The 18,390-nt window shown below is 71.4% G+C and carries 10 protein-coding genes; 5 read left to right on the forward strand and 5 right to left on the reverse strand.

Features of this window, described 5'->3' with window-relative positions; genetic code table 11:
- Positions 1–148 precede the first annotated feature (148 nt).
- Entirely contained in the window at positions 149–439 is a 291-nt protein-coding gene (locus tag ACW0Q9_RS18610; RefSeq protein WP_456182956.1) for a cellulose binding domain-containing protein, read from the forward strand.
- Positions 440–568: 129 nt separating this feature from the next.
- Positions 569–6,067 carry a pullulanase-type alpha-1,6-glucosidase gene (pulA, locus tag ACW0Q9_RS18615; protein ID WP_456182958.1) on the forward strand — a complete coding sequence of 1,833 codons (5,499 nt, stop codon included), beginning with the start codon at positions 569–571 and terminating at the stop codon, positions 6,065–6,067.
- A 79-nt stretch (positions 6,068–6,146) separates the two neighbouring features.
- Here the strand turns inward: pulA and ACW0Q9_RS18620 are convergent, their stop codons facing one another.
- The 3 genes from ACW0Q9_RS18620 to ACW0Q9_RS18630 form a co-directional block, all read right to left on the reverse strand.
- The gene (locus ACW0Q9_RS18620) at positions 6,147–8,177 is read right to left on the reverse strand and encodes a hypothetical protein (protein ID WP_456182960.1); all 2,031 of its coding nucleotides are present in this window, start codon (positions 8,175–8,177) and stop codon (positions 6,147–6,149) included.
- Positions 8,178–8,541: 364 nt separating this feature from the next.
- Positions 8,542–10,443 carry a hypothetical protein gene (locus ACW0Q9_RS18625; RefSeq protein WP_456182962.1) on the reverse strand — a complete coding sequence of 634 codons (1,902 nt, stop codon included), beginning with the start codon at positions 10,441–10,443 and terminating at the stop codon, positions 8,542–8,544.
- A 298-nt stretch (positions 10,444–10,741) separates the two neighbouring features.
- A complete protein-coding gene (locus tag ACW0Q9_RS18630; RefSeq protein WP_456182964.1) occupies positions 10,742–12,217 on the reverse strand; it encodes an aminopeptidase P family protein in 1,476 nt (491 codons plus the stop codon).
- Between the two features lie 110 nt (positions 12,218–12,327).
- On the opposite strand from ACW0Q9_RS18630, the gene asnB reads away from it, so the two are divergent.
- Positions 12,328–14,289, forward strand: a complete 1,962-nt coding sequence (gene asnB / locus ACW0Q9_RS18635; protein WP_456182966.1) for an asparagine synthase (glutamine-hydrolyzing) — start codon at positions 12,328–12,330, stop codon at positions 14,287–14,289.
- A 58-nt stretch (positions 14,290–14,347) separates the two neighbouring features.
- Here the strand turns inward: asnB and ACW0Q9_RS18640 are convergent, their stop codons facing one another.
- Positions 14,348–15,448, reverse strand: coding sequence for a lytic polysaccharide monooxygenase auxiliary activity family 9 protein (locus ACW0Q9_RS18640; protein WP_456182974.1), 1,101 nt, complete (start codon positions 15,446–15,448; stop codon positions 14,348–14,350).
- A 350-nt stretch (positions 15,449–15,798) separates the two neighbouring features.
- On the opposite strand from ACW0Q9_RS18640, the gene ACW0Q9_RS18645 reads away from it, so the two are divergent.
- Positions 15,799–16,728 carry a carbohydrate kinase family protein gene (locus ACW0Q9_RS18645; RefSeq protein WP_456182968.1) on the forward strand — a complete coding sequence of 310 codons (930 nt, stop codon included), beginning with the start codon at positions 15,799–15,801 and terminating at the stop codon, positions 16,726–16,728.
- A 13-nt stretch (positions 16,729–16,741) separates the two neighbouring features.
- Here the strand turns inward: ACW0Q9_RS18645 and ACW0Q9_RS18650 are convergent, their stop codons facing one another.
- Entirely contained in the window at positions 16,742–17,962 is a 1,221-nt protein-coding gene (locus ACW0Q9_RS18650) for a multidrug effflux MFS transporter (RefSeq protein ID WP_456182970.1), read from the reverse strand.
- An 81-nt stretch (positions 17,963–18,043) separates the two neighbouring features.
- On the opposite strand from ACW0Q9_RS18650, the gene ACW0Q9_RS18655 reads away from it, so the two are divergent.
- Positions 18,044–18,390, forward strand: a 347-nt coding sequence (locus ACW0Q9_RS18655; RefSeq protein WP_456182972.1) for a MarR family winged helix-turn-helix transcriptional regulator, incomplete at its 3' end; no start/stop codon positions are given.

The following is an 18,390-nucleotide window of genomic DNA, read 5'->3' on the forward strand; positions in this document are numbered from 1 at the left end:
CGCGGTGTTGCCCAGCCGCCCCTCCCCGACGAACCCGCCGCCGACGCTGTCCCCCCCCCCGCCCCGGCCGGTGACCGGCGACGCGGGTGGCGGTGCCGCGGGCGGGGCCCCCCCCCCCGCGTCGCCGGTCACCGGCCGGTACGGGGTGGTGAACAGCTTCGACGGCGGGTTCATCGGTGAGGTGCGGCTGGTCAACACCGCGGACGGGGCGCGGGGGTGGACGGTGCGGCTGACCTTCCCGCGCGGGCGGCTCGTGGCCGCCTGGGTGAGCGGTGCGGAGCAGGGGAGCGGCGGCTTCACCGACGGCGTCTTCACGTACCGCAGCGGGGCGGACCTGGCGCCCGGGGCGTCGGTGGCGTTGCAGTTCCACTTCGAGCACACGGGCACGACCCGGCCGACGAGCTGCACCGTCGACGGCGCGGGCTGCTCCGGACTCTGATCCACGGCCCGGCGCGTTGCCGGGTTTCGCAAGACGGCTGCTTTGTTGCGACTCTGTTTGCAAGGTATTGCAGAATGTTTCGACGAGGGCTAGCGTGCGGGCGAATCAGCGACCAGAGAAAGGCCGTCGATGAAACCCCCGCCGATATCCCGCAAGGCGCTGGCCGCCTTGGTCTCCTCCCTCGTGCTCACCCTCGTCGGCGTGCCGGTGGCCCTCCACCAGCTGGGTGCCGACGGCAGCGATCGCCCCGCCACCCCGGACGTGCTGGCCGCCGCGGGCGCCGCGCAGTGGAGCCGGGAGCCGTCCGCCGAGACCCTGCTCAAGGCCGGCAGCAACAGCGCGAAGGCCGAGCAGTTCTACTTCGTCCTGCCGGACCGCTTCGCCAACGGCGACAAGCGCAACGACACCGGCGGGCTGGCCGGCGACCGGCTCAGCACCGGCCTCGACCCCGCGGACAAGGGCTTCTACCACGGCGGTGACCTCAAGGGGGTCATCGACCGAATGGACTACATCCAGGGCCTCGGCACCACGGCCATCTGGCTCGCCCCGATCTTCAAGAACCGCCCCGTGCAGGGCACCGGCGCGGACGTCTCCGCCGGCTACCACGGCTACTGGATCACCGACTTCACCCAGGTCGACCCGCACTTCGGCAGCAACGCCGAGCTGAAGAAGCTGGTCGACCTCGCCCACCAGCGGGGCATCAAGGTCTACCTGGACATCATCGTCAACCACACCGCGGACGTCATCCGCTACGCGGAGGACAAGTACGGCTACGTCGACAAGAAGACGTCCCCCTACACCGACGCGCAGGGGCGGGCCTTCGAGGACCGCAACTACGCCGACGGCACCCGGGCGTTCCCGCGGGTCGACAGCGGGTCGTTCCCGTACACCCCGACGTTCGCCAGCGCGGCCGACGCCAAGGTCAAGGTGCCGGCGTGGCTGAACGACCCGACCATGTACCACAACCGGGGCGACTCCACCTTCGCCGGTGAGAACAGCGAGTACGGCGACTTCTTCGGCCTCGACGACCTCTGGACCGAGCGTCCCGAGGTGGTCCGCGGCATGACCGACATCTACGCGCAGTGGATCGGCAAGGCCGGCGTCGACGGGTTCCGCCTCGACACGGTCAAGCACGCCAACCTCGACTTCTGGCCGCAGTTCACCCGGGGCATCAACGCCGCCGCCGCCAAGGCCGGCAAGCCCGACTTCTTCATGTTCGGCGAGGTCTACAGCGCGGACCAGCAGATCGAGTCGACCTACGTGCGGCAGGGCGGCCTGCCGGCCACCCTCGACTTCTCGTTCCAGGAGGCCGCGCGGGGCTACGCCGCCGCCGACGGTTCGGCCAAGGCGCTCGCCGACGTGTACGCCAGGGACGACCTCTACGCCGCGCGGGACACCGGCGCCAACCGGCTGACCACCTTCCTCGGCAACCACGACATGGGCCGGATCGGCTCGTTCATCGCGGCCGCCGGCGGGGACGACGCCAGCCAGCTCCGCCGCGACCAGCTCGCCCACCAGCTGATGTTCCTCACCCGCGGCCAGCCGGTCGTCTACTCCGGTGACGAGCAGGGCTTCACCGGCCCCGGCGGGGACAAGGACGCCCGGCAGGACATGTTCGCCAGCCGGACGGCGGACTACCTCGACGACGACCTCATCGGCACCACCCGCACCCACGCGAGCGACCAGTACGACGCCACCCACCCGCTCTACCGGACCATCGCCGAGCTGGGCAGCCTGCGGCAGGCGCACCCGGCCCTGCGGGACGGCATCCAGGTCACCCGGTACGCGGCCGACGGCCCCGGCGTCTTCGCCTTCTCCCGCGTCCTGCCGAAGGAGCGCACCGAGTACGTCGTCGCCGTGAACAACGCCGCGACCGCGCAGACTGTCACCGTGGACACCTGGTCGGCCGGCGCCACCTTCACCGGCGTCTACGGCGGCGCGGGCACCGCGACCGCCGGCGCCGACGGCAAGCTGGGCGTCACCGTGCCGGCCATGTCGGCCGTCGTGCTCAAGGCCGACCGGGCGATCCCGCAGGCCGGCGCGGCTCCGACGATCACGCTCACCGAGCCGGGCGACGCCCCGGTAGCCACCAGGGCCACCGTCACCGCGCAGGTCACCGGCGACCCCCTCGCCACGGTCACCTTCGCGGCCCGGGTGCCGGGCGGCAGGTGGACCCTGCTGGGCAGTGCGCACAAGGCCCCGTACACGGTCCACCACGACCTGACCGGCCTGGCCGGCGGGACGAAGGTCGAGTACAAGGCCGTGGTCCGCGACGGCAAGGGGCGCGTGGCCGCCGCCCGCACCACCGGCGTGGTCGGCACCCCGGCGCAGAGCGCGTCGCGGGACTGGGCGGTCGTGCACTACCAGCGCCCCGCCGGGGGATACGACGACTGGGGCCTCTACACCTGGGGCGACATCGACCCGGCCTACCAGACCGAGTGGCCCAAGGGGCAGCCGTTCGCGGGTGAGGACTCCTTCGGCCGGTTCGCCTGGGTCAAGTTGAAGCCGGGCGCCAAGTCGGTCGGGTTCCTCGTGGTCGACAAGGACGGCAACAAGGACGGCGCGAACGACCGCGCCATCGACGTGACGCAGACCGGTGAGGTCTGGGTCAAGCAGGGCGACCCGACCCTCTACCCGACCCGGCAGGCGGCCACCGGCGAGCCCGACCCGCCCGTCGACCAGAACACCGCCGTCATCCACTGGCGCAAGGCGGACGGGAACTACGACGGCTGGGGCCTGCACCTCTGGGACGGCGCCGCCAACCCGACCGACTGGGGCAACCCGCTGAAGCCGGAGAAGACCGACGCGTACGGCGCCGTCTTCCGGGTGCCGCTCGCGGCCGGCGCCACCGGGCTGAACTACATCGTGCACAAGGGCGACGAGAAGGACCAGCCCGACGACCAGCGGCTGGACTTCGCCACCGCCGGGCACGAGATCTGGCTGCTGGCCGGCGTCAAGGGCCGGCTGCTGCCGCCGACCTCGTCCGGCGTCGCGAAGGACCTCGACATCACCAAGCAGAAGGCGCAGTGGATCGACCGGTCCACGGTGGCCTGGCAGACCGGGCCGACCGACGGCAAGCGGTACGCCCTGGTGGCCGCCCCGGCCGGCGGGCTCGGCATCGCCGACGGCGAGCTGACCGGGACGTACACCACGCTGCCGCTGCGGGCGGGGCGCAACGGGCTGACCGAGGCCCAGCGGCAGGCGTACCCCCAGCTCTGGGCCTATCGCGCCTTCACGCTGGACCGCGCCGACCTGGCCAAGGTGCCCGCGGCGCTGCGCGGCCAGCTCGTGGTGACCGAGCGGGACGCCGAGGGCCACCTGCTCGGCGCCACCGGGGTGCAGATCCCGGGCGTCCTCGACGACGTCTACCGGGCCGCCACCCGGGCGAAGCTCGGCCCGACGTTCGCCGGCACGGTGCCCACCCTGGCCGTCTGGGCGCCCACCGCCCGGAAGGTCTCGCTCCAGCTCTTCGACTCGCCGGCGGCCGAGCCGACGACCGTGTCGATGCGCCGCAACGACACCACCGGCGTCTGGTCGGTGCGCGGCACGAAGGGTTGGACCGGAAAGTACTACCGCTACCAGGTCGAGGCGTGGCAGCCGGCGGCGCAGAAGGTGGTCACCGCCGCGGTGACCGACCCGTACTCGCTGGCCCTCGCGCCGGACTCGACGCACAGCCAGATCGTCGACCTGGCCGACCCGGCGCTGGCCCCGGACGGCTGGGCGAACCTGCGCAAGCCGAAGGCCGTGCCGTCGGCGAAGGCGCAGATCCAGGAGGTGTCGGTCCGCGACTTCTCCATCGCCGACACCACCGTGCCGGCCGACCGGCGGGGCACCTACCTCGCGTTCACCGACCCGAGCACGGCCGGGATGAAGCACCTCCGGGCGCTCGGCGACGCCGGGGTCAACTACCTGCACCTGCTGCCGGCGTTCGACTTCGCCACCATCCCCGAGAAGCGGGCCGACCAGGCGCAGCCCGCCTGCGACCTGGCCGCGCTGCCGCCGGACTCCGACGAGCAGCAGAAGTGTGTCGCGGCGGTGGCCGGCAAGGACGGCTACAACTGGGGGTACGACCCGCTGCACTACACCGTGCCGGAGGGCGGCTACGCCGTCGACCCGGCCGGGGCGAAGCGGACCACCGAGTTCCGGCAGATGGTCGCGGGGATCAACCAGGCCGGCCTGCGCGTGGTGATGGACGTCGTCTACAACCACACGTCGGCCGCCGGCACCGACCCGAAGTCGGTGCTCGACCAGGTGGTGCCCGGTTACTACCAGCGGCTGCTGGAGGACGGCACCGTCGCCAACTCGACCTGCTGCGCCAACACCGCCCCGGAGCACGCCATGATGGGCAAGCTCGTGGTGGACTCGCTGGTCACCTGGGCGAAGGCGTACAAGGTGGACGGCTTCCGGTTCGACCTGATGGGCCACCACCCGAAGGCGAACATCCTGGCCGTCCGCGCCGCGCTGGACGAGCTGACGCCGGCCCGCGACGGTGTGGACGGGAAGAAGATCCTGCTCTACGGCGAGGGCTGGAACTTCGGCGAGGTCGCGAACGACGCCCGGTTCGTGCAGGCCACCCAGGCCAACATGGCCGGCACCGGGATCGGCACCTTCAACGACCGGCTCCGCGACGCGGTGCGTGGCGGCGGCCCGTTCGACGGCAACCCGCGGATCCAGGGCTTCGCGTCCGGGCTCTTCACCGACCCGAACGGCGACGACGTCAACGGCTCGGCGGCGGAGCAGAAGGCCCGGCTGCTGCACCAGCAGGACCTCATCAAGGTCGGGCTCGCCGGCAACCTGCGCGGCTACCGGTTCACCGACTCGTCGGGCCGGCCGGTCACCGGCGCGCAGGTCGACTACAACGGCTCGCCGGCCGGCTACACCGCGGCGCCGGGCGAGGCGGTCACCTACGTCGACGCGCACGACAACGAGATCCTGTACGACGCGCTGGCGTACAAGTTGCCGCCGGGGACCTCGGCGCAGGACCGGGCCCGGATGCAGGTGCTCGCCCTGAGCACCGTGGTGATGGGGCAGGGGACCGGGTTCGTGACGGCCGGCTCGGAGCGGCTGCGCTCCAAGTCGCTGGACCGCAACTCGTACAACTCCGGTGACTGGTTCAACCAGATCCGCTGGGACTGCGCCCAGGGCAACGGCTTCGGCGCCGGCCTCCCGCCGGAGCAGGACAACAAGGACAAGTGGCCGTACGCACGGCCGCTGCTGGCCGACCCGAAGCTGGTGCCGGACTGCGCCGCGATCGACCTGGCCGACGCCCGGTACGCGGAGCTGCTGAGGGTCCGGCGTTCCTCGCCGGTCTTCGGGCTGACCACCGCCGACCAGGTGCAGAAGCGGGTCGCCTTCCCGCTCTCCGGCGATCGGGAGACGCCGGGCGTGATCACCATGACCCTGGACGCCCGCGGGCTGGGCGGGACGTGGAAGTCGGTCACCGTGGTCTTCAACGCCACTCCGGAGACGGCGAAGCAGACCGTCACCGGCCTGCGTGGGGCGAACGTGGCGCTGCACCCGGTGCTGCGTGACTCCGCCGATCCGGTGCTCCGGACGGCGTCGTTCGACCGGGCCGGCGGCACGTTCACCGTGCCGGCGCGCAGCGTGGCGGTCTTCGTCCAGAGCTGACAACGGTCACGATCCGGCCCCCTGCCACCGAGGTGGCAGGGGGCCGGATGCTTGCGTCGATCCGTGCGCTGACCGTCGGTCAGTTGAAGCAGTCCTTGACGGTGCCGGCGCAGTTGGTGGGGTCGTTGTTGGTGACCGTGGACTTGTCGTCGAGCTTGACCTTGCCCTCGTTGTTGAGGATGCCGCCGGCGACGCGGTGCAGCTTGGCGGTGTCGGTGGCGGTGTTCTTGGTGACGTGGGTGTTGGTCAGGGTGACCTTGCCCTTGTTGTTGAAGATGCCGCCGCCGTTGAGGGCGGTGTTGCCCTTGATCTCGGTGTCCCGCAGCGTCAGGGTGGCGTTGTCGTCCTCGCCGTCCTCGTGGTCGTCCTTGAAGCCGTCCTCGAGCTTGACGTCGGTGTCGCCGTTGAAGATGCCGCCGCCGAAGCGGTTGGCGGTGTTGTCGACGATCTCGCTGTCGGAGACGGTGGCGGTGGCGTCCGACTCCTTGTTGTCGCGCTCCTTGTTGTCGCCGCCGTTGTTGTTGCCGCCGTTGGAGGACCAGTCCTTCTTCTTGTCCTTGCCGCCGGTGTTGACGATGCCGCCGCCGTCCTTGTCGGCGTGGTTCTTGGCGACGATGACCTTGTCGAGCTTGAGGTCGGTGTCGACCGCGTAGATGCCGCCGCCACTGTCGCAGGCGGTGTTGCTCTTGATCACGGTGAGGGTGATCGTGACGGTGCCGCCGGAGCTGAACAGACCACCGCCGTTCTTGCCGGCCTTGTTGTCCGAGATGCTGCTCTTGGTGCTGTCCTTGCCGTGGTCGGAGCCGGTGATCTCGACGGTGCCGGCCTCGTCGCGGTCCTTGCGGTCCTTGTCGTGGCCGTCCTTGTCGTAGCTGCTGTTGCCCCAGCCGTTGTTCTCGTGGCCGTTCCTGTCGTGGTCGTCCTTCTTGCCCTTGCCGTTGGCGATGCCGCCGCCGTTGCCGCCGGCGGTGTTGTTGTCGACGTGGGAGTCCTTGACCTTGAGGACGCCCTCGTTGAAGATGCCGCCGCCGTCCTCGCGGGCGTGGTTGTCGGTGACCTTGCTGTCTTCGAGGTGGACGCGGCCGAAGTTGGCGATGGCGCCGCCGTTCTTCTCGGCGTTGTTGTCGGTCAGCTTGACCTTGATCAGGTTGGCGCTGCCGCCGCGCTCGACCAGGAGCGCACCGCCGTCGCCCTCGCCCTTCTTGTCGTCACGCTTGTCCTTGTCACGCGAGTCCGAACCCGGCCCCCCCGAGCCCGAGCCCATGCCGGCCGGAGCCGCCAGCGCGGCGGGGGCGGCCTGCACCGCGGTGGCGCTCTGGGCGCCCACGGCGGCCGGCGCGGCCGGTGCGGTCTGCGCGGCGGGAGCCCAGGGAGCGCCGTTGCCCGGAGCGCCGTTGCCCGGAGCGCCGTTGCCCGGAGCACCGTTGCCCGGGCCGCCGTTGCTCGGGCCGCCGTTGCCCGGGGCGCCGCCGCCGCCGTACTTGAACTCGGTGGCGTTGCCGCCCTTGACGGTGAGGTCCTTCAGGGTCAGGTCACCACCGTCGACGACCCGGAAGATCCGGAACGTGTCCTCGGCGTCCCGCTTGATCGTCGAGCCGTTGCCCTTGATCGTGATGTCCTGCTTGATCTCCGGCAGCGCCGCACCGAACTTGCGGTCCTTCACGCTCACCTCGTACGTGCAGTTCTCCGCCAGCTTCAGCGTGCCCCCGTGATCGCGGTTCGCCAGGTCGAGCGCCTCGACCAGCTCGTCGTCGTCACACGGCACCTCCCGGACCGTCCCGTGATCCGCGTCCGGGTCCCACTCACCCCGGTCCCGGCCCTCCTCACGCTTGTCCTTGTCCTTGTCCTTGTCCCGGTCCTTGTCCTTGTCGTCGCCGCGGGCGGCTTCCTCCGAGCCCTTGGCGTCGTCACTGGTGAGCTGGGCGGTCGACCACTTCACGTCGGCGAGCCGGTGAGGGCCCGTGACCCCGGTGGTCGCGTAGGCCACACCCGCGAGGCTGACCGCTCCCGTCAGGCCCACGACGCCGGTGGCGAGCCACAGCCGGCGGCGCCGGAGCGGGGAGACCTTCTCACGGGCGGCGTCATCGTTATTGCGAAGGTAGTTGGACATCGGAGCTCTCTGCCCTCTCCTTGTACCCGACAAGGTCGCTTCGCCACGGCGAGGCGGCCTTCGCTACAAATCGGTTGTAGCTGCTGAAGACCAACGTATGAGAAGCTTCTTCACCTCGTGCCCATATACGAAAAAAACCCGCATAAGGGGTTGGGCGGCGCGGCAGGACCCACGGGGAACCGCAGGTGCGGGAGGGCGTCCGGCCGGCGAAGAGGGCCCGGCGGGGGCGTAAGGCCGCCTGCTGCCCACGGACGGCCGTAACCGGGGCGGCACCACACGAACCACCCGGTGGTGACGCGGTGGGTAGGGGAGCCCCTCCCCGCCGTGGCACGGCGGAAAGGGACTCCCCGGGTTATGTGGTCGTTCAGTTGAAGCAGTCTTCGACGGTGTTGGCGCAGTTGGTGGGGTCGTTGTTGGTGACGGTCGACTTGTCGTCGAGCTCGACCCTGCCCTCGTTGTTGAGGATGCCGCCGGCGACGCGGTGCAGCTTGGCGGTGTCGGTGGCGGTGTTCTTGGTGACGTGGGTGTTGGTCAGTGTGACCTTGCCCTTGTTGTTGAAGATGCCGCCGCCGTTGAGGGCGGTGTTGCCCTTGATCTCGGTGTCGCGCAGGGTCAGGGTGGCGTTGTCGTCCTTGTCCTTGCCGTTGCGCTCGGTGAAGCCGTCTTCGATCTTGACGAGCCATTCGCCGTTGAAGATGCCGCCGCCGAAGCGGTTGGCGGTGTTGTCGACGATCTCGCTGTCGGAGATGGTGGCGGTGGCGTGCTGCTTGTCGTTGGGGTAGCCCCAGTGCTTGCCGCCGGTGTTGACGATGCCGCCGCCGTTTCCGTCGGCGTGGTTCTTGGCGACGTGGACCTTTTCGAGCTTGAGGGTGGTGTTCTCGGCGTAGATGCCGCCGCCGTTCTCGCAGGCGGTGTTGCCGGTGATGGCGGTGAAGGTGATGGTGACGAAGCCGCCGGAGCTGAACAGGCCGCCGCCGTTCTTGCCGGCGCGGTTGTCCGACAGGGTGCTCTCGACGCTGTCCTTGCCCTTGCCGGAGCCGAGGATCTCGACGGTGCCGGCTTCCTCGTCGTGCTTGTCCTTCTTCTTGTCGTCGTTCTTCCAGTCGGAGTTGTTCTGGCTGGAGTTGTTCTGGTCGTAGCCGCGCGGGTCGTGCTTGTCGTGGTCCTTGTCGTTCCTGCCGTCGCCGTTGGCGATACCGCCGCCGTTGCCGCCGGCGGTGTTGTCGTCGACGTGGGAGTCCTCGACCTTGAGCACGCCGCGGTTGAAGATGCCGCCGCCGTCCTCGCGGGCGTGGTTGTCGGTGACCTTGCTGTCTTCGAGGTGGACGCGGCCGAAGTTGGCGATGGCGCCGCCGTTCTTCTCGGCGTTGTTGTGGGTCAGCTTGACCTTGATCAGGTGGGCGCTGCCGCCGCGCTCGACCAGGAGCGCGCCGCCGTCGCCCTCGCCCTTCTTGTCGTCACGCTCGTCCTTGTCACGCGAGTCCGAACCCGACGAACCCGAGTTCTGCCAACCCGAGCCCTGCGAACCCGAGCCCTGCGAACTCCAACCCTGGGAGTCCGGAGCGGCCGGCGCGGCCATGACAGCCGGGGCGCCGTTGCCTGGGGCGCCGTTGGCCGGCGGGGTGGGGAACTGCCCGCCGCCGCCGTACTTGAACTCGGTGGCGTTGCCGCCCTTGACGGTGAGGTCCTTCAGGGTCAGGTCACCACCGTCGACGACCCGGAAGATCCGGAACGTGTCCTCGGCGTCCCGCTTGATCGTCGAGCCGTTGCCCTTGATCGTGATGTCCTGCTTGATCTCCGGCAGCGCCGCACCGAACTTGCGGTCCTTCACGCTCACCTCGTACGTGCAGTTCTCCGCCAGCTTCAGCGTGCCCCCGTGATCGCGGTTCGCCAGGTCGAGCGCCTCGACCAGCTCGTCGTCGTCACACGGCACCTCCCGGACCGTCCCGTGATCCGCGTCCGGGTCCCACTCACCCCGGTCCCGGCCCTCCTCACGCTTGTCCTTGTCCTTGTCCTTGTCCTTGTCCCGGTCCTTGTCCTTCTCGTCGTCGGCCCGGCCGGCGTCGGAGGCGTTCTGCGGCGCGGCCACGTGGTTCTCGGCCACGGGCTTCTTGTCGTTGTCCCGGGCCGCGAGGCCACCCAGCGCCGCCAGCCCGACGACGCCGGTCAGCCCGGCCACGCCGGTGGCGACCAAGAGGGCCCGCCGCCTGTTCGTCGACGGGGTCATCGGGGCCCCGCCGTCGCTGTTCGTTACGTCGTTGGACATCAGAGCCTTCCGCCCTTTCGGTCTACCTAAAGGGGTCGCACCGCCCCAGGTCGAGCGACCAGCTACAAATCGGTTGCAGCCTCTGATCGCCACCGTATGAGAAGGATCCTCGCGACGCGGACGTATCCGAAGAAATCGCGCATTTGACTCACATTCGGCCCGGGTGGCGTGACCGGGGCGTCCGGCCACCAGGAGGACCGTGAGCAGCGCAAACGGCGACGGGCCCGGCGCCGGCGTCGTTATCGCGAGAAACCTCGCAGACGCCGGCGGCGGGCCCGCCGGGGATCGTGCTGTCGGGTCAGCCGGGCAGGCGGGGGCCGGCCTCGCGCTGCTCGGCCAGCCAGGTCTCCACCTCGTCCGAGCGGCGCGGCAGCCCGGCCGAGAGGTTCACCGCGCCGTCGGCGGTGACCAGGATGTCGTCCTCGATCCGCACGCCGATGCCGCGCAGCTCCTCGGGGACCAGCTCGTCCTCCGGCTGGAAGTAGAGCCCCGGCTCGACGGTGAGCACGTAGCCCTCGCCGAGCGGGCCGTCCCGGTAGGTCTCCTTGCGGGCGTTGGCGCAGTCATGCACGTCGATGCCGAGCATGTGACTGGTGCCGTGCAGCGTCCAGCGGCGGTAGACCGTCGACGCCGGGTCCATCGCCTCGTCGACGCTCACCGGCAGCAGGCCCAGGTCCTTGAGCGCCTCGGCCAGCACCCGCATGGCGGTCAGGTGCACCTCGCGGAACGCCACACCCGGCTTGATCACGTCGATGCCGGCCTGCTGGGCGGCGTAGACGGCGTCGTAGACCTGGCGCTGGAGCGGGGTGAACCGGCCGTCGACCGGGAGCACCCGGGTGACGTCGGCGGTGTAGAGGTTGCGGTTCTCCACGCCCATGTCCATCAGCAGCAGCTCGCCCGGGCGGGTCGCGCCGTGGTTGTGCACCCAGTGCAGGATCGTGGCGTGCTCGCCGGCGCCGACGATCGAGCCGTAGCCGACGTCGTTGCCGTCGTGCCGCGCACGCAGCGCGAAGACCCCCTCCAGCAGCCGCTCGGAGACCGCCCGGTCGGCCGGGAGCGCCCGGGCCACGTCCTCGAAGCCGCGGACGGTGGCGTCGCACGCCTCCTGGAGCTGGGCGATCTCCCACTCGTCCTTGACGAGCTTCAGCTCGGAGATCGCGATGGCCAGCTCCCGGTCGCGGCCCGGCTGCCCCTCGGCCCGCGCCCCGTCGTACGGGCGCACCGCGGCGTCGACCCGGGCGTCGAAGCCGCGCAGCACCCGGGTGCGCCCCGGCGCCAGCTCGGCCAGCGCCGCGTCCAGCTCGCTGAGGTCGGCGGTGGGCAGGCCCAGCTCGGTCGACTTCTCCTTCAGCGTCGGCCGCCGGCCCACCCACAGCTCGCCGTTCCGGCTGCGGAAGAACTCGTCGGTGACCCGGGACGACCGGGGCCGCATGAACAGGGTGGCCTCGCCGCCCGGCCGGAGCACCAGCACGCTGTCCGGCTCCAGGTCGCCGGTCAGGTACGCGAAGTCGCTGCCCGGCCGGAACCGGTGGTCGGTGTCGTTGGCGCGTACCTTCTCGGTGCCGGTCGGGATGACCAGCGTCTCCCCCGGGAAGGCCTCGGCCAGCGCGGCCCGCCGCTTGGCGTGGTTGGGCACCTCCGGCCGGGGACCGACCGGCAGCTCCGTGTCCCGCCAGCCCTGCCGCATGAAGGACAGGAACGCCTCCGGGAAGTCCGGGTCGTGCGATTCGGTGCCGTCCGCCGGCTTCCCCTGCTGCGTCCGCTCCTCGGCCATGTCCGCCTCCTTGCGCCTCGTCGCTGGTCCAGACGGTACCGCGCGCGCGGGAGCGCGGAGTGCCTGCGGTGCCGCGACGGTGGCTTCCGGCGCGTGGAAAGATGGCCCCCATGTGCGGACTCCTGGCCTTTTTCAGCGCGCGCGGTGACGCCGCCGCTCACCGCGACCACATCGCCGGAGCACTGGAGTGCCTGCACCACCGCGGCCCGGACGAGACCGGGGTCGAGGTGGTCGGCGACGCCTCCGGCCGGTACGCGGACGGAGTGTTCGCCCACAAGCGGCTGGCGATCATCGACGTGGCGCTCAGCCACGAGCCGCTGCCCTACGCGAACGGCCGCTACCTGCTCACCTTCAACGGCGAGATCTACAACTACATCGAGCTGCGCGACGAGCTGATCCGGGACTACGGCGCCCAGTTCGCCACCAACGGCGACGGCGAGGTGATCGTCGCCGGCTACCACTACTGGGGTGAGCAGGTGCTCACCAAGCTGCGCGGCATGTTCGCCTTCGTGATCTGGGACCGGCAGGAGCGGCGGGCCTTCGGCGCCCGCGACTACTTCGGCATCAAGCCGCTGCACTACCTGGAGACCCAGGACGGGCTCTACCTCGCCTCCGAGAAGAAGGCGCTGCTGCCGTTCGCGCACTCGGCGTACCAGGGCGACGCGGGGATCGACGCCGCCAACCTGAGCCACTACCTGACCCTCCAGTACGTCCCGGAGCCGGGCACGCTGCACAAGGGGATCAGCCGGATCGGGTCGGGGGAGTACCTGACCTGGACCCCGGGCGGCCGGATCGAGGTGCGCCGCTGGTACCGGCCGGTGTTCCGCCCGGCTCCCGTCTCCGACGAGCAGAAGCTCTACCACGAGATCCGGGAGACGCTGCGGGAGAGCGTCCGGATGCACATGCGCTCGGACGTGCCGGTGGGCTCGTTCCTCTCCAGCGGCATCGACTCCACCGCCGTGGTGGCCCTGGCCCGGGAGTTCAACCCGAACATCCTCACCTTCACGGTCGGCTACGACGTGCCGGGCTACTCGGAGATCGACGTGGCCCAGGACTCGGCCCGGCACCTCGACGTGACCACCATCCCGACCAAGATCGGGCCGCAGGACATGATCGAGGCGCTGCCGAAGATTGTCTGGCACCTGGACGACCCGGTCGCCGACCCGGCCCTGGTGCCGCTCTACTTCGTGGCGAAGAAGGCCGCCGAGCACGTCACCGTGGTGCTCTCCGGCGAGGGCGCGGACGAGTTCTTCGGCGGCTACACCATCTACCGGGAGCCGCTCTCGCTCAACGCGGTGAACAGCCTGCCCGGCGGGGTGCAGAAGGGCCTGCGGGCGGTCTCCAAGGCCATCCCGCAGGGCGTGAAGGGCAAGAGCTTCCTGGAGCGCGGCACCACCCCGATCGAGGAGCGCTACTACGGCAACGCCCGGATGTTCACCGAGGAGGAGAAGCAGCACCTGCTGCGCCGCTACGACCCCTCGGTCCGCTACACCGACGTCACCGCGCCGATCTACGCCGAGGCCACCGAGCTGGACGACGTCACCAAGATGCAGTACGTCGACCTCTACACCTGGCTGCGCGGCGACATCCTGGTCAAGGCCGACCGGATCTCGATGGCGCACTCGCTGGAGGTCCGGGTGCCGTTCCTGGACCGCGAGGTGTTCAACGTGGCGGCCGGCATCCCGGTCGACCTGAAGCTGCCGCCCCGCTCCGAGGCCACCAAGTACGCGATGCGCCAGGCGCTGCAGGGTGTGGTGCCGCCGGCCATCGTCAACCGCAAGAAGCTCGGCTTCCCGACCCCCACCCGGGTCTGGCTGCGCGGCGAGATGTACGAGTGGGCCCGCCACGTGCTGGCCACGTCCGGCGCGGGCGACCTCATCGACCTGTCGTACGCGATGCGGCTGCTGGAGGAGCACAAGCGGGAGGAGGCGGACCACTCCCGCAAGGTGTGGACCGTGCTGATCTTCTGCATCTGGCACGCCATCTTCGTGGCGAAGACCCTCGACCCGGGCATCCAGCGCAACCAGTCGGCCCTGCTCACCAAGCCGGTGGTGGGCAGCATGGTGCGCTGACCCGAGCGCGTCGAAGGGCCCCCGGGGTGCGACCCCGGGGGCCCTTCTCAGTGTGGGGTCACCGGCCGGTGCAGGTGACCGTGGGCAGGGTGTTGGTGCCGGAGAAGTTCGCGGTGAAACCGAAGGTCGTGGTGCCCTCCGGTGGGACGCTCCCGTTGTAGGGGGCGTTGGTGACCGTCACCGCCGCCCCGCTGGTGCTCGCCGTGCCGTTCCAGAGCTGGGTGATGGTCTGGCCGCTGGGCCAGGTCCAGTTCGCCGTCCAGCCGCTGTAGGTCCGGGTGCTGTGGTTCATGATCATGACCTCACCCTGGAAGCCGCCCTGCCAGGCGCTGACCACCTTGTACACCGCCATGCAGGCGCCGCCCGGCAGGGTCGGGGTCGGCGTCGGGCTCGGCGAGGTCGGGGTGGGCGTCGGGCTGGTCGGGCCCGGGGTCGGGGTGGTGGGGTTCGGCGACGGGGTGCCGCCGTTGCCGATCCCGGTCACCTCCCCGTTGCCGCCGTCGAAGGTCACGTCCGAGCAGCCGAAGAAGTTCTCCTGGCTGTCCGAGCGGACCCAGCGGGAGTAGATGATGTGCCGGCCGCTCTTGTTGGCCGGCAGGGAACCGGTGAAGTAGTAGTGCCCGTCGTTGGTGCCCACGGCGCCGCGCTGCGGCGGGTTCGTCACCTGCAGGAACGGCTGCTCCTCCAGGTCGCTCCAGGCCAGCGGCCGGGTCGGGCTCCAGCTGTCCTTGGTCACGTAGAAGTAGAAGGTGCCCGGGTGGTGGGCCCAGTTGCTGTAGCGGAACTCGATCGACCGCCCGGCCGTCAGGTGGGTGATCGGCCAGTCGTTGCGAGCCTGGTCGTAGCCGCTGAAGTTCGCGTTGCCGCCGCTGCACAGCTTGCCGTCGGGAATGAACCCGACGGTCCGGCCGCCCGCGTCGGAGCGCAGCACGCTGAACCAGTTGTAGAGCGAGTTGGCCCCGCTCTGGGCGACCGCCGCCGCGCAGGCGGGATTGTTCGGCCGGACCTCCCCGGTCGCCGTGAGGCCGTCCTTCCAGCAGAGGTAGGTCCGGGCGCCCGGGGTCATCGCCGCGCCGTGCGCGGCGGCCGGGTCGGAGCCGGTGGCCAGGGCGAACGCGCCCAGGGCCAGGGTGGCGGCCGCGGTGAGCAGCGCGGCCATACGGGATCGGTGCACGGGAACTCCTGACTCGCGGGGCGCGACCCGCACGGGCCGCCCCGCTGCGACGAGCGGATGCGACGATCGCGGTGTCACGCCCGGCGGTCGGAGTGTTGCCGGGGCCGTCGGGGGACGCGCACCGCCTGCGGTCCGTGCCACGGACCGGTGAGTGCCCTCGCGTCGGCTCGACCCGGCGGCCGGCGGCGCGGCAGCCCCCGCGCCCTTCCCGGCACGTGCCATCCCACCACGTCCCGGGCATCCCGCGCAATAGCCGCCCGTCGATGCGGGCGTCTCGTCGCGCCGGGCCCCGCCATGCGCCAGGATCGGAGGTACGACGGACGGAAGGAGCCAGGATGGGGTACGCGGTGGTGCTCGGCGAGGCGCTGGTCGACCTGCTCGACGCCGAGCACGACGGGGAGCCCGTCTACCGGCAGGCGATCGGCGGCGGGCCGCTCAACGTGGCCGTGGCGGTGGCCCGGCTCGGCGGCGACGTCCAGTTCGTGGGGTCGCTCGGCGACGACACGCTCGCCGCGCGGATCCGAGCCTTCCTGGGCGCCGCCGGCGTGGGGCTGGACGGGGCGGTCACGGTGCCGGCCCCGACGGCGCTGGCGGTCGCCACCTTCGCCGGCCCGGAACCGGACTTCCGCTTCTACGGCGAGCCCCGGTCGTACGCGCTGCTCACCGCCGACGACCTGGACGTGGCCCTGGTCGAGGGGGCGCAGGTGGTCTACTGCGGCTCGATCGTCCTGCTCGACCCGCCGGTGCTGGCCGCCGCGCGCCGTGCCTGGGCGATCGCCGGCGCGCTGCGGGTCTTCGACCCGAACGTGCGGCCCAGCCTGCTCACCGGGCCGGGCGCGCTGGACGACCTGCGTGGGGTGGTCGCCGAGTTCGCCGCGAGTGCCCACCTGGTCAAGCTGAGCGCCGCCGACGCGCGCCACCTCTACCCGCACGAGCCGGTCGAGGGCGTCGCCGCGTACCTCCGGGAACTGGGCGCGGGGACCGTGGTGGTCACCCTCGGCGCGGACGGCGCCCTGGTCGCCGCCGCCGACGACGTGGTACGGGTCCCCGCACCGAAGGTCGACGCGGTGGACGCCACCGGCGCGGGCGACTCGGTGATGGGTGCCCTCATCGCCGACCTGCTGCACGCCGGCGAGCCGGTGGACCCGACCGGCTGGCGGGACCGGGTGGCCTTCGCCCTGCGGGTGGCCGGCCTCGTCTGCGAGTCGCCCGGCGGGGCCACCGCCATGCCGACCCGGGAGGCGGTCGCGGAGCGCTTCCGCTGACCCGCCGCCCGGATCAGCGCGGGCGGGCGAGGGTGAGCACGGCGGTGAGGGACAGGGCGGCGGCGACGGCCAGCACGACGGCCATCGGCACGGCGCTGCCCTCGCCGCCGAACCCGACCAGGGGCGCGGCGAGTGCGCCGACCACCGACTGGACGCCGCCCATCAGCGCGGCGGCGGTGCCGGCGTGCCGGGCGTGCGCGTCCAGCGCCAGCGCGGTGCTGTTCGGCATCACCATCCCCAGTGAGCCGACGAAGGCGAACAGTGTCACCGCGACCACGGCGAGGCTGCCGGCGAGCGCCCCGGTGAGCACGCCGGCCGCGGCCACCACGCCGACCACGAGCGTGGTGACCAGCAGCCGGCGCGGGCTGAACCGGTCGAGCAGCCGGGCGTTCGCCTGCCCGGTGGCCACCAGGGCGAGCGCGTTGAGACCGAAGATCAGGCTGAACGCCACCGCGGAGACCCCGAAGACGTCCTGGAACACGAACGACGACCCGGAGATGTACGCGAACAGACCGGCGAAGGCGAAGCCCTGGGTCAGCGCGTACCCGAGGTAGACCCGGTCGGCGGCGAGCGACCGCATGGTCCGGGCGGTGGCGGCCAGGCCACCGGTGCTGCGGCGCTCGACCGGCAGCGTCTCCGGCAGGTGGCGGGCGACCGCGACCGTGAGCAGCAGTCCGATGGCGGCCAGGGTGAGGAAGACCGCCCGCCAGTCGCCGAACCGGAGCACCAGGCTGCCCACGCTCGGCGCGGCCACCGGCGCGACGCCGAAGACCAGGGTGAGCCGGGAGAAGTACTTCGCGGCCGCGCGGCCGGCGTAGAGGTCACGGACCACCGCCCGGGCCACCACCACGCCCATGCCGCCGGCCAGGCCCTGCGCGAACCGCGCGGCGGCGAGCATCGGCGCGTTCGGCGCCGCCGCGCAGGCGAGCGCGAGCAGGGTGTACGCGGCGACGCCGACCAGCACCGGCCGGCGCCGTCCCCACCGGTCGCTCAGCGGGCCGGTGACGAACTGGCCGACGGCGAGGCCGATCAGGCACGTGGTCAGCGAGAGCTGGATGCCGGCCTGGTCGGCGCCGAGGTCGCGGGTCATCGCGGGGAACGCCGGCAGGTACATGTCCAGCGAGAGCGGGCCGATCGCGGTGAGCGTGCCGAGCAGCACCAGCAGGGTCGCGCCGCCCGGGTTGGCCGGCGGCTCGACGGTCGGGCGCGCGGCGGTCCGCACGGTCTGGCTCACGAGGGTCCCCCAGAGGTCGTTGATCTCCGGGTAACCTTAGCTCTGTATCCAGAACTGTTGCGATGTGAAGCAGGTGACTCCGTGGCGAGCGAAGAGGGCATCGCGCGATTCGGGGCCGCGCTGGGGGAGCTGCACCGGCTGCTGCGCCGCAGGACCATCGCCCGGGCCAACCGGGACGCCCTGCCCGAGGCGCAGGTGGAGGTGCTGCTCCTGGTCAGCGCCGAGCCGGGGATCAGCGGCAAGGAGGTGGCGCGGCGGCTGGGCACCGCGCCCAACACGGTAAGCACGCTGGTGAGCGAGCTCACCGACGCCGGGCTGCTGGCGCGCGACCGCGACCCCGCCGACCGCCGGGTGGTGCGGCTCACCCTCACCGACGCCGCCCGTGCCCGGATGGCCGACTACGCGGCCCACCGCAGCGCCCTGCTCAC

Source organism: Micromonospora sp. I033, assembly GCF_053890995.1.